General features: G+C 39.8%; 23 protein-coding genes. 5 read left to right on the plus strand and 18 right to left on the minus strand.

What is annotated here, in order from left to right; translation table 11 throughout:
- Positions 1-120: 120 nt before the first annotated feature.
- The gene (locus tag DZ860_RS14565; protein WP_120032524.1) at positions 121-756 is read right to left on the minus strand and encodes a hypothetical protein; all 636 of its coding nucleotides are present in this window, start codon (positions 754-756) and stop codon (positions 121-123) included.
- Positions 757-995: 239 nt separating this feature from the next.
- On the opposite strand from DZ860_RS14565, the gene DZ860_RS14570 reads away from it, so the two are divergent.
- From DZ860_RS14570 to DZ860_RS14585, 4 genes are all read left to right on the plus strand, one after another.
- Positions 996-1670 (plus strand): YoaK family protein, encoded by a 675-nt coding sequence (locus DZ860_RS14570; protein WP_120032526.1) that lies wholly within the window; start codon positions 996-998, stop codon positions 1668-1670.
- 221 nt (positions 1671-1891) lie between these two features.
- Positions 1892-3262: a YjiH family protein gene (locus DZ860_RS14575; protein WP_120032638.1), complete on the plus strand. Its 1371-nt coding sequence runs from the start codon at positions 1892-1894 to the stop codon at positions 3260-3262.
- 196 nt (positions 3263-3458) lie between these two features.
- Positions 3459-3935 carry a putative pterin-binding protein gene (locus DZ860_RS14580; protein WP_120032527.1) on the plus strand — a complete coding sequence of 159 codons (477 nt, stop codon included), beginning with the start codon at positions 3459-3461 and terminating at the stop codon, positions 3933-3935.
- Positions 3916-5019, plus strand: coding sequence for a GGDEF domain-containing protein (locus DZ860_RS14585; protein ID WP_243641861.1), 1104 nt, complete (start codon positions 3916-3918; stop codon positions 5017-5019). The genes DZ860_RS14580 and DZ860_RS14585 overlap by 20 nt, the downstream gene beginning before the upstream one ends.
- Here the strand turns inward: DZ860_RS14585 and DZ860_RS14590 are convergent.
- Positions 5016-5465 carry a low molecular weight protein-tyrosine-phosphatase gene (locus tag DZ860_RS14590; protein ID WP_120032529.1) on the minus strand — a complete coding sequence of 150 codons (450 nt, stop codon included), beginning with the start codon at positions 5463-5465 and terminating at the stop codon, positions 5016-5018. The genes DZ860_RS14585 and DZ860_RS14590 overlap by 4 nt on opposite strands.
- Positions 5466-5467: 2 nt before the next feature.
- A complete protein-coding gene (locus DZ860_RS14595; protein WP_243641862.1) occupies positions 5468-6850 on the minus strand; it encodes an O-antigen ligase family protein in 1383 nt (460 codons plus the stop codon).
- 245 nt (positions 6851-7095) lie between these two features.
- On the opposite strand from DZ860_RS14595, the gene DZ860_RS14600 reads away from it, so the two are divergent.
- A complete protein-coding gene (locus DZ860_RS14600) occupies positions 7096-8067 on the plus strand; it encodes a porin (RefSeq protein ID WP_120032533.1) in 972 nt (323 codons plus the stop codon).
- Between the two features lie 81 nt (positions 8068-8148).
- Here DZ860_RS14600 and DZ860_RS14605 read toward each other — a convergent pair whose 3' ends face one another.
- From DZ860_RS14605 to DZ860_RS14675, 15 genes are all read right to left on the minus strand, one after another.
- Positions 8149-8583, minus strand: coding sequence for a hypothetical protein (locus tag DZ860_RS14605; protein ID WP_120032535.1), 435 nt, complete (start codon positions 8581-8583; stop codon positions 8149-8151).
- 107 nt (positions 8584-8690) lie between these two features.
- A complete protein-coding gene (locus DZ860_RS14610) occupies positions 8691-9359 on the minus strand; it encodes a hypothetical protein (RefSeq protein WP_120032537.1) in 669 nt (222 codons plus the stop codon).
- The gene (locus tag DZ860_RS14615; RefSeq protein ID WP_243641863.1) at positions 9337-10620 is read right to left on the minus strand and encodes a hypothetical protein; all 1284 of its coding nucleotides are present in this window, start codon (positions 10618-10620) and stop codon (positions 9337-9339) included. Before DZ860_RS14615 ends, DZ860_RS14610 begins: the two co-directional genes overlap by 23 nt.
- An 8-nt stretch (positions 10621-10628) precedes the next feature.
- On the minus strand, positions 10629-11708 hold the full coding sequence (locus tag DZ860_RS14620; protein WP_120032539.1) for a glycosyltransferase family 4 protein: 1080 nt from the start codon (positions 11706-11708) through the stop codon (positions 10629-10631).
- Positions 11708-12667 (minus strand): glycosyltransferase family 2 protein, encoded by a 960-nt coding sequence (locus tag DZ860_RS14625; RefSeq protein ID WP_120032541.1) that lies wholly within the window; start codon positions 12665-12667, stop codon positions 11708-11710. Before DZ860_RS14625 ends, DZ860_RS14620 begins: the two co-directional genes overlap by 1 nt.
- Positions 12664-13701 carry a glycosyltransferase gene (locus DZ860_RS14630; protein ID WP_120032542.1) on the minus strand — a complete coding sequence of 346 codons (1038 nt, stop codon included), beginning with the start codon at positions 13699-13701 and terminating at the stop codon, positions 12664-12666. The genes DZ860_RS14625 and DZ860_RS14630 overlap by 4 nt, the downstream gene beginning before the upstream one ends.
- An 11-nt stretch (positions 13702-13712) precedes the next feature.
- On the minus strand, positions 13713-14879 hold the full coding sequence (locus DZ860_RS14635; RefSeq protein WP_120032544.1) for a nucleotide sugar dehydrogenase: 1167 nt from the start codon (positions 14877-14879) through the stop codon (positions 13713-13715).
- 41 nt (positions 14880-14920) lie between these two features.
- Positions 14921-15853 (minus strand): glycosyltransferase family 2 protein, encoded by a 933-nt coding sequence (locus DZ860_RS14640; RefSeq protein WP_120032546.1) that lies wholly within the window; start codon positions 15851-15853, stop codon positions 14921-14923.
- 18 nt (positions 15854-15871) lie between these two features.
- Positions 15872-18091, minus strand: a complete 2220-nt coding sequence (locus tag DZ860_RS14645) for a GumC family protein (RefSeq protein ID WP_120032547.1) — start codon at positions 18089-18091, stop codon at positions 15872-15874.
- A 47-nt stretch (positions 18092-18138) separates the two neighbouring features.
- The gene (locus DZ860_RS14650) at positions 18139-18732 is read right to left on the minus strand and encodes a polysaccharide biosynthesis/export family protein (RefSeq protein ID WP_279386835.1); all 594 of its coding nucleotides are present in this window, start codon (positions 18730-18732) and stop codon (positions 18139-18141) included.
- A gap of 15 nt (positions 18733-18747) precedes the next feature.
- A complete protein-coding gene (locus DZ860_RS14655) occupies positions 18748-20145 on the minus strand; it encodes an undecaprenyl-phosphate glucose phosphotransferase (protein ID WP_120032549.1) in 1398 nt (465 codons plus the stop codon).
- 652 nt (positions 20146-20797) lie between these two features.
- Complete coding sequence (gene pstB / locus DZ860_RS14660) at positions 20798-21547, minus strand: phosphate ABC transporter ATP-binding protein PstB (RefSeq protein WP_120032551.1); 750 nt, start codon at positions 21545-21547, stop codon at positions 20798-20800.
- Positions 21548-21586: 39 nt separating this feature from the next.
- Positions 21587-22450, minus strand: coding sequence for a phosphate ABC transporter permease PstA (gene pstA / locus DZ860_RS14665; protein WP_120032553.1), 864 nt, complete (start codon positions 22448-22450; stop codon positions 21587-21589).
- A gap of 22 nt (positions 22451-22472) precedes the next feature.
- A complete protein-coding gene (pstC, locus tag DZ860_RS14670) occupies positions 22473-23405 on the minus strand; it encodes a phosphate ABC transporter permease subunit PstC (RefSeq protein WP_120032555.1) in 933 nt (310 codons plus the stop codon).
- Positions 23406-23499: 94 nt separating this feature from the next.
- Positions 23500-24321 carry a phosphate ABC transporter substrate-binding protein gene (locus DZ860_RS14675; protein WP_120032557.1) on the minus strand — a complete coding sequence of 274 codons (822 nt, stop codon included), beginning with the start codon at positions 24319-24321 and terminating at the stop codon, positions 23500-23502.
- Between the last annotated feature and the right edge of the window lie 328 nt (positions 24322-24649).

The following is a 24649-nucleotide window of genomic DNA, read 5'->3' on the forward strand; positions in this document are numbered from 1 at the left end:
TCAGTTTTATCAATAATGTAAGGCGTTATAAAACGTAGAACAATGTGCTAGTTTGCGACTAAATTGTAAAAATTCGTTTTCATTCACAAAATAACCATCTAACACGTTGGCTTGATCGTTTTACTCCACAGTTTTAAATGAGTGATCTTCCGTTAACGTAAACTTGAGCTCCATCTTTTGATTCGGTTTTTCAGCCATCGGTTGTTGAGGAGCATGCTGATAGAAGACTACGGCGACTTCTGCGTCTTGAACTTTGAGCATCGAAACGTCAATCCTGTCGCCCAGCAGTACTTCATCAGTGAGTACCATACGTTGACGAGCATCATCGTAACGAAACATCACCAAATAATAAAAAAGTCCCGACCCTTGGTTCGATACGCTCATAACAGCAATCGCTTCATTCAAAACGTTACCACTTATCTTATTACCGTCGACCTGAGTTAAAAAACGCGAGTCAATTGACACCACGCCTCGTTCAGCTCCGCTACTATAGTTTCCTGAAGCAATTCCAGATTCAAATTGATTGATGAGTGCGAACGCATGGGTTTCTGGTATCGCAATGGTCCATGGGTTGGGACTATTAATCGAAAACAAATCTCGCACAATAGGGTCATACTCAACCACATGCGCTGGAAACTTCGCCATAATCTCCTCATCCGTCAAACTAAAACGATAAATCCCCGCAATGATAACAATCACTAACAAGACTATCGGTGTTAAAAGAACAAGAGGAATTGGAAGCTTGCGTTTTTTCATTATCAGATACTCATCTAAAAATTGGGTACTTCAATGCTAGCGTCTCTATAAACTTCGGAGCTAAAGCAAAGAACATAAACATAGGCTAACTGAAAAAATCCCGCTATTACAACATCCTAGTAACACTAATTGTTGAGATTGAGTCACCTGCGCCGTTCACATTAGGACAAAACTAAATTTTCCTATCTGAATGCGTTTCTGAGCGTTATAATTTTGCACTTCATCTCGAGGTATCCATTTTGATTTCAAAACTACCACGTTGGGTAGAATATGGCGCCTTTCTGCTCGCATTACTCGCTGGCATTGTAAACGCTATTGGCCTTCTTGGTTTCCAACACCAGGCCGTTTCCCATATCTCCGGCACAGTCACTCTACTTGGAACAAGTATCGAAGCTTTCGATGGATTGACATTCCATCTGTTTATGATCTTAATCAGCTTCTTACTCGGCGCCATTCTTAGTGGCCTACTCATGGAAAGCACTGCTCTCAAACTCGGTCGACGCTATGGCGGGGCTCTTTGTATTGAAGCGGGTTTGTTATTTATCGCTTTAATACTCCTTCGTGATAATCAAATCTCCGGGCAATATTTCGCTTCAGCGGCCTGTGGGTTGCAAAATGCCATGATTACCACATTCAGTGGTGCCGTTGTTCGAACCACCCATATGACCGGCATTATTACTGACCTTGGCTTAATGATTGGCTCTCGATTGAGAGGTGAAAAGTTCGATTATCGAAAAGCCAAGCTGTTCTCGTTTATTTTCCTTGGGTTCCTGCTGGGCGGGGTTATTGGCGCTCGTCTCTATCATATGTATGCGATTTCATCCCTTCTTGCGCCGATTACCATGGCACTAGTCTTAGCGATTTCTTATTGGACCTACTTGTATATTTCGCGAACAAAGACCAAGCTCAGTTGACATGGAGCGTACAAAACGCAACCAATTCTTGTAAAACAAACAACTACTAGCTCAACATCAACCGGAACTTAAAACTGAATACTTAACACTTATCAATGAATAGTATTGCAGGAAAACACAAAAACCAGTAATCTTGCGCCAAGTGATTAAATACGGATGTTTAGTGAATATCTATTCCAAGGAAATGGGAAATGTTGACTAGTAGTAACACGAGAAATGTAATGCAAGATCAAGGAAAAATCGTTAACAATACAAAGACAAAGGGTAACTTTTGGATGTTTTTCATCCCATCACTACTCGGTGTCTTTCTATTTATGGCTCCAGTGAGCTATCAAGATGGCATCACCATCCCGGTTGCAGTTCTAGCAAAAAGCCTGCAGTCTCTTTTTGATATTCTAATGATAGAGCTTGTGACTATCATTGTTTCATCAATGGCTTTAGCCTCGCTATTATGTCGTATAAAAACACCCAACTTTATTGCTAGCCGCCCTTTTTTAAATGGATTGTTCAATCCAAGCCCACTTTGGTTAGCAGTACGAGTTTTTGGTGGTTTTGCCGTTCTAGCGACTTACTTCCAATTCGGCCCTGAAGCAATCTGGCAAGAGAACACTGGTGGACTTGTTCTTGCTGGCCTACTACCGACTCTGTTTTCCGTATTTATTTTTGCCGGACTATTGTTGCCACTGTTACTTAATTTTGGCCTGTTAGAATTAGTGGGTACGCTACTAAGTAAAATAATGCGTCCTGTATTTAATCTACCTGGTCGTAGCGCTATTGACTGTATCGCATCTTGGTTAGGTGATGGCAGTGTTGGTATCCTACTTACCAGCAAACAGTACGAAAATAAGTTCTATACCCAGCGTGAAGCCGCAGTTGTTGGCACCACATTCTCAGCGGTGTCGATTACATTCAGTTTGGTCGTTCTTACGCAAGTCAATCTGCAAGCCTATTTCTTACCTTTTTACGGCGCTGTCTGTCTTGCTGGCTTTGTTGCTGCTGTCATTATTCCAAGACTTCCACCTCTTAGCTGGAAGAAAGATACCTTTATCGACGGTTCCAAACGCGCAGATGACGCAGATGTGATCCCACAAGGATATAGTACATTCTCATGGGGCATGGAACTTGCGCTTGAAAAAGCGGGTCAAGTAAAGTCAATGAAGAGCGTCTTTAGTGAAGGCGTTTATAATGCTGTTGATATGGTATTTGGCGTACTTCCAGTCGTGATGGGGTTAGGTACAACGGCGTTGATTATTGCTGAGTACACTTCTGTATTTAGTATTCTTGGTCAGCCATTCATCCCATACCTTGAGTTACTTGGCGTCCCTGAAGCAGTCGAAGCATCACAAACAATAGTTGTTGGCTTTGCTGACATGTTTATTCCAGCAATCCTTGCTTCTTCTATCGACAGTGAAATGACTCGCTTTGTTATTGCAGCAATGTCTGTTACGCAGCTTATTTATATGTCGGAAGTTGGTGCTCTATTGTTGGGTAGCCGTATCCCTGTCAATATATTCGAACTGTTTACTATTTTTATTTTACGTACGTTGATTACACTTCCCGTCATTGCCGGTGTCGCACATCTCATTTTTTAATTGCGATAACTGACTGATAATAAAGGCTTCGAATGAAGCCTTTTTCTTTGTCTCATCAAAAAATAAGCAAAATACATTAGTATGAGCTAGCGATTTCCCTGATAATAATTCCTATTAATAAAATAGTTTATAGTTAGATAAATACTTCAGACGCCGCTAGTATTAGTTCTAGCAATGGATAAAAAAAGGAACAACTATGAAAGCACTCATCGCGCTCGTCATCCTTTCAATGAGCTTTCAAGTATTTGCAGGGCAACTTGTTATCCATTCGAAAGGAATACCCGATGTCCATTTTAATGAAGAGACACTATCAACGCGATTCACGCAAGTTCAGTTGACTACTAAACTACCTTGGTACCCAGAAGAAAAAGCTTTCGTTGGGGTGAGGGTGTCGGAGCTATTGAGTGAACTAAAGTTTGATAATGCCACTAATATTACTCTAGAAGCTCTCAATGATTACGCGGCAGATATTAGCGTAGCAGACATCAATAAATACCAACCCATCATCGCTTACAAAATGGATGGTAAAGCAATGAAAGTCAGGCATAAAGGTCCTTTTTGGCTCGTATTCGATTTAAGTAAATATCCCGAAATTGATAGAGCTGATTACTACTCAAAAATGGTGTGGCAAATAAAAGAAGTGACCGTTATCAATGCCAATGATAAAAAATAAAAGACAAATACAAGCAATACACCCCGCGCTTCGCCAAGCAAAAATGCTCTTGTTGGTCATGACCGCAATTCTGATTGTGGCCAACTTTTATCTGCTTTCCTCCGCCCGTCAACTCGCTCAGTCTTATAGTGATCAAAATAACCAAGCGACTTGGTTTTTGTTCCAATTAAATAAAGAGTTTTCGGAATTAGTCTCTATGTCACGCTTTTCAGACCAAGGCGAAAATTATAGACAAGAAACGATACTGCACTACGAGTTAACTTGGAGTCGATTTGACCTGCTGCTTCACAACAGAGAAGCCGATAACTTTATGCGAACGCCCGGAGCGGAACCCTTTTTTTCAACGTTGTTTGATCGGTTTCAACAGCTTGAATATGCTTTGCTACAAAAACAAACACCAAAAAACTCGGCTGAACTTCACCGTTCACTTAAAGAGATTTATCAAGCGATGGTTACGTACGTAAATACCAATTTTCGCGTACAAAGTCCTTTATACAAAATACAAATGACGCAAGCTCAACAACTGGCCTATGCCCAATACGTGTTGATGTTATTACTGTTCGTATGTGCTGGATTAGTCAGTTATATCATGCATAAAGAAGCATGCTTTAATAAGCAGTTAGCAATGACTGACACACTTACCGGCATACCTAACCGGCTTGCGATGATGCGGTGTATAAAAGAAAAAATAGATTATATGCACCCATTCACCATCTGTTTACTCGACTTAAATGGCTTTAAACAGATCAACGATCGACATGGTCATCACGCCGGGGATCGCGTTTTACACATTATTGCTCAACGAGTTAAAAGACGCTTCTCTGTCTATCGAATCGGGGGCGATGAATTTTGTATCGTCATCGATACTTGTGATGATGCCAACATCAATATGGCATTTGAAGAACTCATGGGGTGCTTCTCAGATACTATCCATCTTGGCTCCGGTATCAATGTGTCCCTTTCAACCAGTGTAGGCTTTGCAAGGTATCCGGAAGACTCTCTTGATTATAATGCATTAATTCGACACGCAGATAAGAACATGTATCAAATGAAATTCACAAGAAAAGCAAAAGCGAGTACTTAATCTTTAGGTTGAATTTTACGTCGCCACGATTGGCAAGCAGACTCAATTTGCTTAGCGGCAGAAACAAAGTGATGTTGCTCCTTAGCATATGGGTCTTCAATGCTCCCCTCTCCCCATTGCCCGAGAATAAAACTCTTACCTCGGGCACTCGCATCAATCTTGAGTAAAGCGGACAGATGTGTATGTTCCATTACTAAAATAGCATCACTCCAAGCACACAATTCAGGCGTGAGCTGTCGAGCTTGATGTTGCTTCAAATCGACATTATATAATTGAGCAGCCTCATTCATTCTCGGGTCAGCGTGATGCCCCTCAAGTTCGCTCAGTGCCGTCACTGTGCCCGCAGATTGAACTTGAATTGTCGGCATAATTTTCATCATCATTGCTTGAGCGAAAGGCGAACGACATATATTTCCTGAGCAGACAATCAATATTCGTTGAAACATATTTAGACCCTTTTTCGCCTTTTTATGATTACCGAGTGAGCAGCTCCAATCAGCAGCAATATCGTAATGAACGTCAATGCATTTGAAGGAGCTTGTAAATTGAAATCAACAGAGATGTGGATAAGCATTGCGATGGTAGCAGTCAAGCCAGCAAAAGCCGCCCCTTTGCACGTTTGGCTATGGCGAAAACGCATCGTGGCGATTGAGAGTATAATGGCCTTACCACAAATATAAGCGAGTAATAAGGTCGCTGGTAATCCCGCTTCAATGACGAACTGCAAATAATCATTATGAGCGTGGTCATAATAACCAATAGCCCTTTGACTGTAAGATGGAAATAACGCAGCAAAGCTCCCCATCCCACTGCCCGTTAGCCAAAAATCACGAACGATATGTACCCCCCACTCAAATGCTAAATAGCGGGTTTCCTCCGTCATTGATGTTTCGACAATTCGTTCTCTTACTTGCTCTAAGCCAAAAAATGAACTTAGAATCAAAACATCAATAGCAAAAATACTCACGAGCAACCATTTTAGTGTCGCGGGTCGATCTTTATAAACCATTAAAGCAATGATGCCAGACAGCATTGTCGCAGCAAATAAAGCACTGTTACCCATTCTGGATCGAGTCATCACTAAGGTAATAACCATGTTGATAATAGCCAAACGAGACAACATCTTAGTAGACATAATGCTACTCAGTATTCCTGACAATATCTCTCGAAAACCAATTGAATTTCGTTGATTGAGATCTGCGACAATCAAACCAATCCCGATACAGATACACATCAATAGATAATTAGCTAAATGATTTTTATACACAAATGATCCTGTCGCAATATTTGTCTCACTGAGATTAAAAACCAACGAATGTGTGGTCCCTATCAAGACGTTAATCGCACCGTAAATAGCCTGAAAGGTACCGCTAATGATCAAGGCCATCATTAACCACTTAATACGCTGTGTAGTATGTACGGTTAAGATGACAATCAAAGAGAACAATAGGTAGTTCATACCTTTCAACCACGATATGTAAGTCGCCCCGGGATCTAGAGATAGGTAACCATAGGTCGCATCTACCATTAGGTAAGCAGAAAAGGCATTAGGGGAAATCACTTGAAGCATAGCTAGAGGTATAGGAAGTAGCTGCACGAAAACCCATACCTGAAACAGAGAAAAAGGCAGTAAAAACCAGCGGTAACTATTGAGCCCATCCAATATTTGACCTTTTTTATGACGATATAGATCAAGAAACAAAATAAATGCCGTAAATGCTATCCATAGCTCCGAGATGGTCCAAGCCCAAACTCTATTTGAACCGAGTGGAATGGGGAGCCAAATTAATAGACAACACAGGCTGTAGAAACAATATTTTTCAATTTTCATGGAAATATTTAACCGTTATAAGCTTGCTGCTATCATTCATTAAATTCTTCTTTTGTTGCCATATTTGCAGATGTGTGAGTAGTGTGTGATTTCGCTAAAAATAAGTCAAAATGCTCCGATATAAAACGCAAGACTTCTCATATATAGGACAAACTTTCTCTCTGGCTTGTATTATATTTGCCAGTCTGTCATGACGACTCACTGGTCTTCATCGATGCACTCAAATTTTATTCAATGGATGAATCATGAAAACGAGATATCTCGCCACCTCATTAATACTAGCCTTTAGTGCCCCCTCATCATTCGCCTATGAAATCATTGATAATGACGTTGCCTATTTACATTTTTATGGACAAGTAAAGGCAAGAGCTTTATTTCTTGATGAACAACCGAATGATTATACTTTTGGCGACTCTAAAATCGGAGTTCTTGGTCGCTACGCAATCACTGACCTTATTTCACTTTCTGCTGGAACAGAAGCTCAAATTAACTTTGATGCTGACGAAGATAGAAATGAAGAGGACTTATATGTATCTCAATACTTCGTAGGGATATATGGAGAGGGGCTCGGTTCTATTACTTACGGGAAACACAATACCTCTTCAGATGACCTCAATGGTGTTGATTACTCAGAAGCATTTGGCGGTAGCGCAAACTTAAACGCAGTTGGTGTAAAAGGCGATACAATTAAGTACGTTTACGACACAGATGTGTTTACTGCAAATGCCACGTATGGCTTTGAGAATGGGGATTTAAATCGAGAAATAGCAGAACTATTTGGCCGATATAATTTAGCAGACATGGTCATTATCGCGGGTATTGGTAATTCAACGACAAATACAACACGAAGCCAAACTGATGCTACCTACTTCCAAACAACCGTGAAGTTTGAAATGGGTGATACTAATATTGGTGCTACTTATTATTACAACTCAACGACAAACAAACTCTCTCGTATCAATTCTGTCGATAAAAATGCGCTTGCTATCGCGGGACAAATCGCCTTTCTCGAAACTCTAACGGGTTATAGCGGCTATGAAGTCGTGGCGCAATCGTCCGATAATATTGCATTAGATGGTAACTTCTATAATGCTTATCTTGGCGCCTCTTATCTACCATTGGAGTGGTTAAAGTTCTTTGCTGAGGCTAATCATGTCAATCCAATCAACTCAGCCAATGAAGTTAACTTTGGTATTGGTGCTGTCGCTGTATGGTAAACTTCAGCGATCAACGAAGAGCACTCACTCAAACGTAAGCACTCTATTTAAGTGTCTAAAATGGCGTTATTAATACGCCTTTTAATTAACGGACACTGGCTCTTTCTTAGTAGGAGCATTCGGTACTAAACTGGGTTCAACAATACCTGCGGCTGTCGCTTCTGCTACTACTGTTGGGTCAATACCTGCATTAATGGCGGCAATCGTCACATCTTCACTCGTTACCCCTAATGACAGAGCCATTGCTGTTAACTCTTCAACACGATCAGGGTGCGTTGAATAAAGCAACGTCAATATTTCTGATAAATCACTTGGTCTTAACGCAATCACCTGTGAAAGGAATAACTCAATATTATCGATAAATGTATGTTGAGAAAATGCATTAACTAATGCTGTTGGTGTTACTAGTGAATCAACAAATAAATCATCAAGTTGCTTTTGAGACATGACTTCAGCATTTACATGAAAGCTGGTTATTATTGATAATGTTAATGACGCTAATTTTAACTTTCTCATAGTTTTCCTTGTTCTACTCAATCCATGCAAATAGACCGGCATACTATTAACTAATATATTTTATTAACCGTATGACACCCTAATTAATCTCTCAACATCAATATATGCTATCGACAAAAATAGGGCCTAACATTGTTAAATGAGTATATCGCACACGCTCGCTCACCGACTAAAGGCATCTTGAGAATTTGATCATATTGCCAGTTTTTCATCTTATATCGCTTCATATCTAACAAATAAGACACGGCAACTTTCCTATCTACACTTTCTAGCTCTGGCCAAGATGACAAATAGAAAATAAGCGTATTAATCAGTGTATATCTTTCAAACTCCCCAAGTTGGACAGCCAAGCGATATTGTTCAAGAATGTCACTATGTGGGGCATCCAAACGCCACATGATGTTTGCTTTTTGAATAACTAATGTGGAATCTAATGGTCTTTTTTTCTGTTGCTCTTCAATATTATTTAGCGCTCTTTGGTTGAACAATTGCCACTGTTTTTCATCATCACGATTCACATAAGCCATCCATGCGTTGTAATTCGACCGCTCAGACAAATCGAGAAAAAAAGAAGGTAATAAATAGGGCAAGTCCAACTGAGACTCAACAAGAGAATTAGCCGGTAATTCTTTGAGCGTACTTTTCTTAACGTCATCAAGCGTCGTTGCTAATGCTAATCGATGTAGATTCACCACCCCTTTCGCACCACTTAAAAAAAAGAGTGCGGCGCATAGGGTCATCAACATAATTAAACTAAAGCGATGGCGCGATAGCATGGCCGCTCCTTAGTTCGTTAGCCTTTTCTTTAACAGAGGAACTGTTTTTGTTATCGACGATTCGATAGCGAACAAAAAGAAAACCCAATGCAAATGGCGCAATATAACGCGCTTCAATAGACATAAAGAAAGAAGTGCACAATACAAGAAAGAGCAGAATTGCAAAGTCATAAGGCATTCGATTTTTGATAAAAAATCGAAATAATCGCCCAACATATTTAATATAAAAATAGAGAAAAAATAGCCCGCCAAAAATCACCCAATCAAAAAAGAATGATTTGGTTGACACACTTTTAGTCTCCCCGACAACAAGGTATGAAGCAAACTCTTTAAAATTCAGCAGACGAGGAAAAAGTCTATCAACGAAATTTAGCGCATCAACACCATATTCATACATCGCAGGCAGAAAACCAAATAACCCCGCCCCTAGCGGACGATGAATCAAAGAGAATACAGATGTCATAATTGCTGTGCTACGCGTGGCTATACTGGTGTAGTTTTCAAGATCATTGACAATCGACGGACCAATAATGGTGCTGACCACAATCGAGCCACTGATGGCGAGCACTGCAATACCGATCACTTTATGTAATAGGTTAATTCTTGAAAAGACGGCAAATGTCATAACAACAGTAATCAGAAAACTAACCAGCGTACCCTTCGATGTAATCAACGTGATGCAAGCAATCATAAAGACCGACAACAACAATAGGTTGATACGATAAACCGCTGCTAACAGCAAACCTGCGAGAACAAACTGAAACCCAAAGGTACTCGCTTCAAGTGTAAATCCCCTCATTCGATGAGGTGCATGTGCCGAGTTATAGTGTATAGGTGAGGTACCATTAATAAATCCTCTTGCAACCAAGTTCGCTACAAACGAAAAAATAACGATAGCCGCTATGAGAGCGACGCCTTGATACAAGCGTTTCTCATCTATTTTAATCACGGTTAAAAACACAATGATGAGAGGAATCACCATCACAAAGAAGCGCATTCCTCGATCAATTAAAAATGCTTTATCGTAATGGGCATAAAACAAAGACAGTAAAACAAATGAATAGGCAAAAAATGCAAACAGGAGCTTTACAGCGTGAAACTCCGTTTTTGACAGAGTTTGATACTGCAATAAGATTTTAAGACCAAGTAGAGGAATAAGAATAATCCCCATTGGAGCAGTAAAGATCCCCCCGATTGATGCCAGCATCGTATTTTCAAAAGGGATGAATACACATAGTAATATGAATAATGCCTTGTCCATTTATTCTCCTAACGAAGCTCACTAAAAGAACGGGCATAGGTTTGATTCATCACATCTTCATGGAAATTATCTTCAAAATGCGTAACACATTGGCTTCTGTCTATATGTAGATAGGCCTTTTCAGCGATAATTTTGTGCAATACTCGTTTTAACGAGTCTTCATCTTCAAGGTCATAAAGCCATCCAACAGCATCAGAAATCATATGTGCCAAAGATCCTACTTTCGAAGCGAGTACCGGGGTTCCATTTCGTAATGACTCCGCAACAATGAGCCCAAAACCTTCCCATAATGAGGGAACAATAACCAAATCGGATTGAGCAAAAAAACGGTCCAACTCCTGGTTGGCAACCCAACCTAATCGATTAATCTGCAAACCAGCCCAAGGTTTTGCTAATAAAATATCAAGCTCTGGGCAATCATTTCTCACTGGTTCACCAATCACAGTTAAAACCACATTACACCCTGCTAAATCAATCGCTTCTAAAGTCTGTAAAAAAATGTGGAGGCCTTTTTGCTTATCAAGTCGACCAACAAACAAAAGATTAATTTGATCTGATGAACGAGAGATTACACTAACCTGGTTACTCGGACGTACACCGTTCCAAACCAGTTTCAGCTTACGTGACTGTATCCCGATCTCTATGGCTGAATTATATTCGTATCTGGAAATACAATAAATTTGATCGCAAAATATCGCTAAAATACGCTCGACTGCGATGTAAATATTGCGGTAAATCGTATTCTTCCATTGCTGTTCATATTCAATATCAAACGCCCATCCATGACTGCAATAACAAAGACGAACATTGTGATATTTCGCAATAGGATAAATCAGAGGACGTAATAATCCAGAAAATGTACTGTGGAGAAATAGTACATCATATTGTTTTATACCTAACTTAAAAATAACGATATAAAACAACACCAAAACATTAAATGGTCTAAATTTACTTGGTTTAATCGCAACGTCTGAACGTTCGTAGCCTATCGCCAAAAAGTGATTATCTACCTGACTAGAACGAGACAATGACTCAAAGTAGGTTTCAATACCACCTTGCGTTGTCTCTGAAACATTCAGTACTTTCATTATTTGTTCACCATGCTAACTCGGCGTAATAGAGTGAATTTCGTTGCCGAATCCAATTTAAAAAGAATACGTAGCAAAAAAACAACCAGAGCATACTTAGTCAATCTATAGGTGATTTTTCCATATAAAAAGTGGCTGTTATTTACTATTGCATCAAAAACATGCGTATCTTCTGTTTTATTTCTAATAAGGAATTTCAATAAATTAATATAACAAGTGGCTACGAAAAAATTCACATCTTCCGCTTTAGCTGACTGTTTAGCTCTAGCCTCGATACAATGAAAAGCATCTATATGGGTAATATCTTTTTCCACCATCAAACTGTTGATAGCCGAGCCAGCTCTCATCACATGATTGTAAAAAAAACGGTTTGAAATATACGTTTGTTGTGAATGGGCTAAGTATTCAATAATGAAGAGTACATCTTCACTGAAATGTAAACTTTCATCAAATCGGACGTTATTAAGGTCTATAATCCGACGTGAAATTGCCATGCTACAAATATGAACACGAATGTCCTTTGACAAGAACTTTGTCAAAGCCTGATTTCCAGACATAATCTCTTGTTGATTAGATACTTTATCAACATAGGAATCCGACATTTTCTTAAAAGAAAAAAGGACACTGTCCAGCGTTTGGTTCTTATCAAATACTTCATCTAAATAACTAAAAATACCGTTATTGTATGAGTCATCTGAATCTAGAAAGAGCAAAAAATCGCCTCTCGCTTTTTCTATACCATAATTTCTAGCTGTGGAAACACCGCCATTCTCCTTACGATACAGCTTTACTTGGTTTGATATAATTTCAAAATCAATTGCTTGAGATGAGCCATCATCAATCAAGACCAATTCAATATCATCCGATTGTCGCTGACGACACTCTGCTTCGAACCAATCGACAATGGATTTCACGTAATCAAAAGTATTATAAACCGGTACGATTACTGAATATTTCATGCTAATGCCTCAATCCAAAGACGATCGACAACTGCACTCTCGGTTTCAGTCGCTTTTTCTAAAGCTCGAGTACTAAATGCCTGGTAAAGGTCGGCATCTTCGCAAATCTGAATAATACGCTCTGACAATACTGTTTCATCGTTAAAGGGGACCTTGTAGCCATTTTCTCCCTCATCAACAATCCAAGAAAGCGCATCAAAAGTATCAAAGGCGACGATTGGTAAACCTTGACTGCGTGCTTCAATCAATGTTTGTCCAAATCCCTCATAGCGAGATGTCATTAGAAAAAGCGAATACTGTTTCAAGGTCGATTCAACATCACTGGTCGGCCCTTTAAATTCAACGTTTGGTATCGTATTCAATGCCGCTTTAAGGGATGAAACTTCACTGTCGGTGCCATCACCATAGATATGCAAAACATAGTCTTGAGGTAGCTTTTTCATTGCTTCCAGCATGCTGGTAAAGTTTTTCTGCTCTTCATCAATTCGAGCAATAGTGACTAGGCGTTTACCCACTTGAGAAACACGATTTGCGCTCGCTAACTTACAACCTCTAGGTATCACCTTGATCTTATTTTCCAACTGGGGAAAAAGTGCAACCAAAGCCTGTTGATCTTGTGCTGTGTAAACGGTGAACACATCAATAACGCGATGAAGCAACTGCATCACTAACTTAGAAAATGGCTTGAAATACACAGAGAATTTATTGGTCTGTACCAACACGATCTTACATTTCCGCATAACCGATATCGGTAAATATAAGAGATCGTTAGGGTGAAACAGAATAACGACATCTCCAGCTTGAAGATCTATTTGACCTAGCGCTTTAACTTGATTCAATTTAGATGCTAATTTTCCATTTGCCCCAAAAGCACGATAACTTACAGACTCATGTTCTGCGAAATGCTCATAGCTAGGATGATGTTCATAAAGCTCATAATTTTCACCGGGAAACAGTCGGTGTAGGCTGCGAATTAATGTCTCTACACCACCCATCATGGTTGATTTTTGAGGGTTTACAGTAACAACTTTCAATGATTCTTCCTCTAATCACTACCAAATAAATCACGGGTGTAAACTTTGCTTTCTACGTCTACCAATTGTTCAACCATTCTATTACTCACAATAACGTCACTCATTGCTTTGAAGCTCTCTAAATCATTCACTACTTCTGAATGAAAGAAAGTGGGTTCTTCTAATAGCGGTTCATAAACGATGACTTGAATCCCTTTCGCCTTAATCCTTTTCATTATTCCTTGAATGCTTGATGCGCGAAAATTATCCGAGCCCGCTTTCATGATGAGTCGATAAATCCCAACGGTCTTAGGCTTTTTACTGACAATTGACTCTGCGACAAAATCTTTACGGGTTGTGTTGGCGTCAACGATGGCTTGAATCATGTTGTTGGGCACATCTTGATAGTTAGCAAGCAGCTGCTTTGTATCTTTAGGTAAGCAATAGCCCCCATAACCAAAAGACGGGTTGTTGTAGTGGTTACCAATACGTGGGTCTAACCCTACCCCTTGTATAATCTGACGGGCATCTAAATGATGACTTTCCGCATAAGAATCTAGTTCATTAAAATAAGCGACTCGCATGGCTAAATAGGTATTTGAAAATAATTTAACCGCTTCGGCTTCAGTCGAATTGGTAAACAATACCGAAATATCTTCCTTTTCTGCTCCGTCACATAAGAGTTGAGCAAATGCCTGACCGCGTGTACCTACGTCACCGACAATAACTCGAGATGGATATAAGTTGTCGTAAAGCGCTTTACCCTCGCGCAAAAACTCAGGCGAGAAAATGACGTTATTAAATGCCTGTTGGTGTTTCACTTTTTCTGTATAGCCAACGGGAACCGTAGATTTAATTACCACGGTAGCCTCTGGGTTATAGCGCTTTACATCTTGAATCACAGATTCAACGGTTGAGGTATCAAAGAAGTTAGTTACCGGATCGTAGTTTGTCGGCGTAGCAATAATGACATATGATGCCCCATCATAAGCTAATTGCTTATCGACAGTTGCCGTCAGATTTAGCTCTCTATTTTCAAGAAACTCTTCAATCTCAACGTCTGAAATCGGTGATTTCCTCTGATTAATCTTATCGACTTTCTCTTGTTCTATATCTAAAGCGTAAACTTCATTATTCTGCGCTAGAAGGATAGCATTAGATAGACCTACATATCCTGTTCCGACAACTGTGATTTTCACATTAAACTCCGTTAATTATAGGTAACCGATCATGATAAAAATCACGCGCGATATTTTTCATCTGTCAAAGATTCCTTGCGAGAAATTATTTTCACCAAAAGTTCTTTAGGGTTCTTTAAGTAAAAACTCGTTCTTTTGGGAAGCATCGTAATATGCCCATTCAATAATGTATTGAATATGTGTTTATAATCTTCTAGCGTTAAAATTTTTCTATACAGTTTTATTAACTTGTAAACGGAGTTTGTTTCCGTTTTTATGTTATTTTTTGCAATGTATTCCAAGCGTCTTTTCTCAACATTAAATCGAGCTTGAGTTACTTCCGGATTAAAGTTAACGGTTAATGTGCCTTTACCCCTAGTGACGCAATAGATACTTTGCTTGCTAACCTTGATTGATTTTGCACTATGACCAGATACCATCGAAAACATCACATCGTTAGAGGCAATAACAGAGTCAAAATACAATCCATGCTGCTTAATGAAATGGGTTGAAAAAACCTTACTCCAAGGAACTAAGAAGTGATAACGTAATTCTTCATCACCAAGTGCAATATGTTGATTCACCAAATTTTCATATAGGTGATGGCGATCTGATGCCTCTCCTGTAATATCACATTGGCTTTTCGGTGAAAAATAGGTGATATCATCAAATGAAATCATGTCATCCAAAATATAGAATGCATTTTCTATGAAAAAATCATCGGCATCAGCAAACAAGGTGTATTCTGAGTCCATATATTTCAATGCAATATTTCTCGCCGCGCCAGCACCTTTGTTTCCAGAGTCATTATTAAAGAACCGAATAGCGAGCCCACTGTACTTATCTATAAAACACTGTTCTTCCAATGGATTGCGGCTATTATCATCGACGATGAGAACCTGTATATCCTCACGTTGCGGTATTGAAGCGAGTAAACGGTCTAAACCATTAGGGTTATTATAATGTGGAACCACCACGCTATATTTATAATTCACTTTATTTGCTCACCATGATTAAGATACATTGGCACTTTCTTGCTTATGATCAGACTCATAGACATAGTCACCATAAACATATTCATGCTTGCTGCTTTTTTCTCTTATTTGATTTAGCAATATTCCATCCAATCTGACATCGTGAGAAATAAAGCGTGAGATGGTGTTTTTCAACGTCGCTAAACGTGTGCTCGATGCTTTAACAACGATAAGCACCTTACCCGTCAATTTACTAATGATCATTGTATCGCTGACAACCAACGCGGGTGGTGTATCAATAATGATCCTGTCAAATCGCTCTTCAAACTTGGCAAGCAAATGAGCGAAACCCTCTGAGCTTAATAGCTCTTGTGGATTAGGTGTCGGCATTCCCGAGGGAACCACGAACAACCCTGATTTTTCATCTTTGAAAATACACTCTTCAATACTGGTATTCATGACAAGGTGATTAGTTAACCCAGGCTTAAAACGTTTGTGTCCAAACCTCTCAGCGATAGTCGGCTTCCTAAGATCACAGTCAATGAGCAGAACACGCTCCATTTTCGAAAACGCTAGGGCGAGATTTATCGCACATGTTGTTTTCCCCTCCCCAGGCAACGAAGAAGAAACAGCAAATAACTTTGAATCATTGTTCGATAGTGATAAAGCGGTGCGAGCTGAACGAATCGACTCATTGAAAGCCACAAATTTATCATTATGAAAAATTTCACTATCAAGATTCTTCTTGCCCTTAGGTTTCTTGACCTTAGGGATACCACCAATAGGGATTAGACCTAACTTCTCTTCACAGTGCTTAACGGATGTTAAGGTGTTATTCAAAGCATCATTAAGTAAAACGACCGAAAGAGCTGTTAAAAACGCAGCCATAAAACCAATCACAACAATAAGGCGTTTATTCGGTTTACTCGGATACTGGGGCGCGATGGCAACATCGGTAAAACGTGCATTTCGAGATTCGAAATCGCTGGTCGCCGTTGTCTCTTTTTGACGATTCAAAAAGACATTCAATATATTTCGGTTTGTTTCTTCTTCTCGAACTAAAGCTTCATACTGACGTTTTTTAACCGTTAACTGCTGGAATTCACTTTTCTTCTTTTCAAGCTCTTTCGCAATTAAGCTCTCTTGCACACGAACTGCTTGCAGCTCTTTACCGATCCCAAGCACAAGTTGGTTTAGTAATTGCCTTAACTGCTGATCGATATTTGCTCGCTTCGCTGTTATCGACTGCATGCGTTCATGCTTAGGGCCGTATACTTTTGATAGCTCTGTAAGATCCTTGTTTGCTTCAGCGAGTAAACTGCGCAAATTGATCACTTGAGGGTGCTTAGATATTTCAGAAATCGTTGATACATCACCTGGTGATACTCGTTTACTCGTACGTAAAGTACTGTAAGCCGATTCAAGTTCGATGCGTCGGTCTGTAACGCTGCTTAAGCGCAAAATTAGGTCATTGATAACCGTACTGGCTTGTACATCAATGCCACTGTCATCAACCAATTTTTCTCGTGCTAAGAACTCCAATAAAGCGAATTCAGATTTTTGGAGCTGCTCTTGCAACTCACCCATACGGCCAGATATCCACTTTGATGCTTGCTCTGTCGTCAGCAACCTCGCTTCTAAACCTTCATTGATGTAGGCCTCTCCAACGGCATTAGCAATATCAGCGGCCAGTTGAGCGTTTTCTGATTCAAACGAAATACGAACTAACTGAGTTTTACGAATCGGATTGATCGATAAACGGCTCCGAAAATGGCCTAACACTGAATGTCGAACTTTTTGATCGAGTGCCTCTTGTGAAACAGGCTCCGCGGGATTTTCAGAACTAAATATAGGTAATGAGTAAATCGTCTCTTTAATCTGTGCTGTCAGCGATTGCTCCTTGGCCAAATCGCGATTGAATTCTGGGTTTTGGCGCAAATTCAATTGACTGATCACACGTTCGGCAATGCTACGTGACTTCAAAATTTCAAATTGAGTTAAATAATATTCCTGTTGGCTGGAATCAATGCCAACGACTTCTTCAATTGAAATCGCATTGGTGCTTTTCGACTCAATCAGTAACGTTGCCGTTGCGATATAGGTCGGCTTAATAGAGAGCACGAACAAAATCACAATCGTGGTGACTAGTGTGGTAAAAAGTGCAATTTTTAGCCAATTTCTTTTCAAGAGAACAATATATTTTCCTACGTCTATTGATTCACTTTCTGTTTGGCTCTGTTCTTTGCTTAATAACTTCATGCTTTCCCTAACGATCCAAAAGACCTACTCATCAACATTGACACTATTTACCAGAATGAAGCCACGACATGAATCGTGTCTCCTGGTTTAATAACCTGATATAACTCAGCCTCTATTTCTGTGTTTTTTTCGAATTCTTTGGCCAGTTGGTTCGAATTTAAATTCTTATATTGTTCTGTCTCACTAGATTTAGTTCGATACGCTTTAGCACTGCGACGATATTTACTCATCACCCCACCCGCCAACGAAATCGCTTTTTGTACCGTTAAACCTGGTTCATACTCATATCCACCAGGACGATTTACTAGGCCATTAATGTAAACATTTCGGTACTTAACAATCGCGACATTCACTTTCGGATCAATAAGATAATCACCTCTCAATCCGGAGGAAATATAGTCCTGAACTTGGCCTAGGGACTTTCCGCCAATTTTTATCTCTCCAAGATATGGGTAATCGATTACTTCACGGTTATCTATTTTTTGTTCCGATATAGTTAAGCTCTCCTCTCCATATACGACGATGCTAATCACATCTCCTGGACCTAGCTTATATAACTCACTCGCGCTTGCTTTAAATATCCCTAAAGAGACGAAGCTCAATATAAGTATGTTAATTAATCGACTGACCAATTTTTTCACCCAACTTTGTCTTGGTTAATATGCGGTTTTACTAATGAAGCCTTTGAAAATGGTTAGGAATATAATTTTGATATCTAACCAAAGAGACCATTTACGAATATAGATAAGGTCGAATTCAATTCGCTTTTCCATTTTCTCTAACGTGTCTGTTTCACCTCGGTAGCCATTAATTTGAGCCCAACCTGTAATGCCCGGTTTCACTTTGTGGCGAAGCATGTATTTATCAACGATCTTTCGATATTCTTCATTGTGAGAAACTGCATGGGGGCGAGGGCCGACGATGGACATCCTCCCCTGAAGTACATTAATGAATTGGGGTAACTCATCTAACGATGTACGACGAATAAAAGCCCCAAAGCGCGTTACTCTAGGATCGCCTTTGGTAGCCTGTTTAACGACAGCTCCGTTATCCATTGCCCTCATAGAACGAAACTTCCAGACTCTTATTTGTTTTCCATCGATGCCATAACGATTTTGTTTGAAGATAATAGGGCCTGGGGAAGAAGCCTTTACCCCAATAGCAACAGCCAATAACACTGGGCTTATCATTAGTAAAATCAACGACGAAACAACAATATCTTCCAAGCGCTTAATGAAAGTAGACATGCCATAAAATGGCGTATCGTGGATGCTAAGCGTCGGAATAGAGCCAACATTGCGCCAACGCGATTGAATCAAGTCATATGTAAAGAAATCCGGAACAATGTAGACTCGAGCAGTACTGTCAGAGAAATAATTAATCACGTCCTTAATGCGTCGAGAGGCTTTCATTGGCAGAGCGACATATACATGACGAAAATTTCGTTCTTTCGCCATTTCTAATGCATCATTAATTGACCCACATAAAGGAAAAGATAAATCATCCGGTAATCGTTCAGGAGAGCGGTCATCAAAAATACCAATAAGCTTAATACCATGTTGACGGCTACTTTCGATCTCTTTAGCTAACGCAATGCCAGCCGAGGTTGCTCCAATAATTATGCTCTTTTGCTCGTATGAATCAGCCTTAACTATCGATTTATACTTAGTAATTGAATAGCGGTAAAGCCCCAGCAAAATTGGTGTTGCTACAAACCATGACGTTATCGCTATACGTGAAAAATTCTGGGTAATTTTCAAACCGAAAGCAACGATCAAAAGTAAGGCGATAGTAAAAACCCAAGATAAAACAATAGGGCCAATAACATAACGAATAGAATACAGAGAGGGAGAGTTATAGACACCCAGTAACTCAGCCATAACACTAAAGCACACGATAGCAATCGTCGTCGCTAGAATATAATGTATATTTACATGGCCAACATACAGAGCCGACACAGCAAAAATCATCAATGCGATGATTAATGCATCGACTACTCTGTAAGCTAAAATATGCTCTTCACCATGACTCTTAATGACGCCCACGTCTCTCATAACTGAGTATTCCTTGCTCATTCATTAAATACGTAGGCAGCAGACACATCTAGTTTGAATGCAATCGCCATCAGAATTTAATCTAACTTTACAAATTCGAGGACATATTCTGAGTTTTTTTGAATTAAAAACAAATGACAATAATAACCTTATTAATCATTATCCAACTTTTAAGATTGCAAGATTTCCAATTACTGAGAATGCGACAATTAAATCAATAATATTATCTATTAGTAAGTTTTATCTCATTATTAATAACTAGTTTTAAATGCATTAAATCATATAAACCTAGCACTTTGTAACCATATATTTTTTACTTGATAATTAATTTTAATCAAATAACTTCTTATAGATATTTTAATAAAATATGACTTGTTACATATTCAATATTTTCATGCCTTACCTAGAGAGAAGTTAGTTTTTTACTCTCACAATGGAAAAGTGCAGAATTCCGAGTTTCATCCCTGAGGTAATTTGGGAGAATCATCCTGTATGATTTTTATTCTATTTCAATATCGTTTAGCACAAGAGTGTATCCGTTACCAAAGAGAGGTATAGGGTATAAGTATAGATACAAAAAAGCCCCTCAAAAATGAGGGGCAAAATTTACCATCGCTTATAGTTATGCTTATTTAACTTGTACTTAGCTTTCTTAGCCAAAATCACCATTAACGTAACCTTTAGTGCGATCATCTTTTGGTGTGCTAAAAATTGCCTGTGTATCATCATGCTCAACCAACTCCCCCATTAGGAAGAATGCAGTTCGATCTGAGATACGTCTCGCTTGCTGCATGGAGTGCGTCACGATCACTATCGTATAATTCTTCTTGAGCTCTTCCATTAACTCCTCAATCTTATGAGTTGCGATAGGGTCAAGTGCCGATGTCGGTTCATCCATCAAAATCACATCCGGTTCCATTGCGATGGTTCTCGCAATACAAAGGCGCTGTTGTTGCCCGCCAGATAAGCCGAATGCGTGGGATTTAAGACGGTCTTTAACTTCATTCCATAGTGCTGCGCTGCGTAATGAACGCTCTACGACCTCATCGATGTGCTTTTTATCTTTGATTCCTTGAGCACGTAAGCCATAGGCGACATTTTCGTAAATACTCATTGGAAATGGGTTTGGCTTTTGGAAAACCATTCCAACTTTAATTCGTAGATCAGCGACATCAATATTTCCGTAAATGTCTTCGCCATCCATTGCCAATTTACCAGTAATCTTAACACCCTCGATCAAATCGTTCATACGATTTAGACAGCGCAGTAACGTCGATTTACCACAACCAGATGGCCCAATCAGCGCTGTTACTTGACGAACAGGGATAGGAAGGTTGATTGATTTTAACGCTTGGTTTTCACCATAGAATAGGTTCAGGTTTTCAATATTAAACTTGTTCATACATGTCATCTCTTAAATCTTCTAATTCGAGCCGTTTGATTAGTAATTCGCAGTGCTAAATCGACTCGCGATAAGTTTGGTTATCGTATTGATAAGTAAGACAACAACAATTAATACTGTCGCTGTACCATAAGCCTGATTCCATTCTTCAATGGTAAAAAGCTCTGTTGTCAGTTTATATAGGTGTACTGTCAGCGTTCGACCAGAGTCCATCAGTGAATCAGGTATACGTGCGACCATACCTGCGGTTAAAAATACAGGTGCTGATTCGCCGATGACACGACCAATACTCAAAATTACTGACGTAATAATCCCCGGCATCGCGCTTGGCAATATCAAACGCCAAATTGTATATATCTTTGATGCGCCTAAACCGAATGAACCCTCTCGGTACGTTTGAGGCACTGCCATCAATGCTTCTTCAGTAGTACGAATGATCACCGGAAGAATCAGGATACTCAGTGTTAAAGCACCTGAGAGTATTGAAAATCCAAGTCCAAGAACCCCAACAAAGAAAGTCATACCAAAAAGACCAAAGATGATCGATGGAATACCCGCTAATGATTCTGTACAAAAACGGATGATTTTCACTAATTTACTACCAATTTTGGCATATTCAGTAAGATAAATGGCCGTCATAATGCCAAGAGGCGCAGCTATCGCAATAGAAGAAAGCACCATATAAAGTGTGGCTACAATCATTGGGAAGATGCCTTGCTCATCCCCCGTTCGAGTGTAGTCATCCGTAATAAAGTTCCAATCAACATGCTGCAATCCATTCGATAGAATGTACCACATGATCCAGAATAAGAAGCCTACCGTTAAGGCCGCTGCGCCCCATATGAAGCCACTGAAAATAGCGTCTTTAAACTGGCGAGCTTGTTTTAATTTTGTTCGATCCATAATAGTTACCATTAACCCGCGATTACTTCGCTTTTTCTCTGTTTAGGTAAAGTAGCGCTGCGTTCAACATCATGATGAATGCCAATAAGACAACACCAGTCGCATAAAGAGCATTGGCGTGAACACCACTTGCGTACGACATTTCAATAGCGATGTTTGCTGTCAGTGTTCGTGCTGAATCTAGGATTCCCTCAGGCATCGCGGGTGCATTCCCCATAACCATGATAATGGCCATTGTTTCACCAAGGGCACGTCCGATACCTAAAATCACACCGGTCATAATTCCCGACCGAGCGGCTGGTACCAACAATTTAAAAATGGTGAATATCTTAGATGCACCTAGTGCTAATGAGCCCTCTTTGTAAGCTCTCGGAACTGCGCGGATAGAGGTCTCTGAGACTGTAATTACCGTTGGTAGAATCATCACACCAAGGACAATAATTCCCGCCAGAATGGTGTTACCTGCTGGAACATCAAATATGTTTTGAATCAAAGGAACAATGATGACCAAGCCAAAGAAGCCATACACCACCGATGGAATACCTGCGAGTAATTCAACGGCTGGACGAATAATATTCGCAAGCCATTTCGGCGCAATTTCTGCAATAAAAATAGCGGTTAGAACTCCAACAGGAACCCCAACAACCACAGCGCCAATTGTTGAAACAATAGAAGCAACAATCATGGTTGCAACACCATAAAGTGCAGGTGGTAACCAGTTTTGTCCTAATACGATGCCTGAAACGCCCACTTCTTGGAACGCTGGAATACTTTCTCGAATGATGAAATAAGCAATTATTGCTAGCGAAACGATACCGATAATGGCGCTAGTCAGAAACAAACCGTGAAAGATGCGCTCTTTCCAGTCAACTCGGCGCTTCTCACGTAGGCCAGGCTTGCTGATAGCTTTAGCATGAGTAGTCATAAGCTTTTCACTATTAGTTGCGATGGTCATTATAAAATCTCACAGTTCACAAATAAGGAACTCTAGTGAAAGAAAGGGCTCAGCCCCAAATGTAGGCTGAGCAAACTAAATATTAATTGAGGTATTAGTTAACTGAGATGTAACCTTTGTTACCAACCAATGCTTGCGCTTCGTCAGTTAGCATCCAATCAAGGAACTTTTGCGTTTCAGTCGATGGCTTACCCTCTTTGTAAAGAACGAGGAAAGGGCGAGCGACTTTGTATGAACCATTTTTTACGTTATCAACAGAAGCTTCTGTACCATCAATAGCAAGTGCATTCACTGACGCATCTACCGTCCCTAAAGAGATATATCCGATAGCATATGGGTTAGAGGCAACCATTGTTTTTAACGCACCATTGCCATTGGCAACTTGTGCACGTTGAGAAATAGCAGATACTTTCTTACCAGCTATTGTTTGTTTTAGTGACAAAATATCTTCAAATGCACCACGTGTACCAGAGGCGGTGTCACGGGTGATTGTAACGATAGGTTTGTCAGCACCGCCAACATCTTTCCAGTTGGTAATATCACCTTTATAGATAGCAGTGACTTGCTCAGCCGTTAGCCCATCTAATGTATTCTTTGGGTTAACAACAACTGCAATACCATCACGAGCAACCACTTCTTCAATTAGACTCGTTTCTTTTTCTGATTCTTTCAGGTTACGCGAAGACATCCCTAGGTCAGCACTGCCGTTTTTTGCAGCTTTTACACCAGCAGATGACCCTGGGCCTTGTACTTCAACGAATACCTCAGGGTTCAATTTCATATAAGTTTCTGAAAACACTTCCATCAATGGTGTAACACTACTAGAACCAACTGCTGAGATAGTTTCTTTTGCTAGTACAGGGGTTACTGTTAGCGTACCTAGTAGAGCGATGGCACCGATTACTGTCTTTTTCATTACAATATCCTTTCTTGGCTTTTTGCCGTTGTGTTTTACTGGAACGATGCTCACTTTAGAGATGGAATATGACAGTTGTGTTTCACTTAGTTGAAGACTAGATGACAAGACTGAGTGTTTTTCACTCACCGATACGAATACCTACACGCTGTGTTTTTAGCGATTGATCTTTAATGGAGACAATACCGAATCGCCTTTTGAAACATGACGCACACAACGTAATGTATTGATAATTTAAAATATTAGTTAATCAACGCACAAAATTTAGACAAAAAAAAGGCCGCCAAATTGGCAGCCTCTTTAATAAAATGATTTCCCTGTGCGGAAA

The sequence above is a fragment of the Vibrio sinensis genome (genome assembly GCF_003605645.1).
Taxonomy (GTDB): domain Bacteria; phylum Pseudomonadota; class Gammaproteobacteria; order Enterobacterales; family Vibrionaceae; genus Vibrio; species Vibrio sinensis.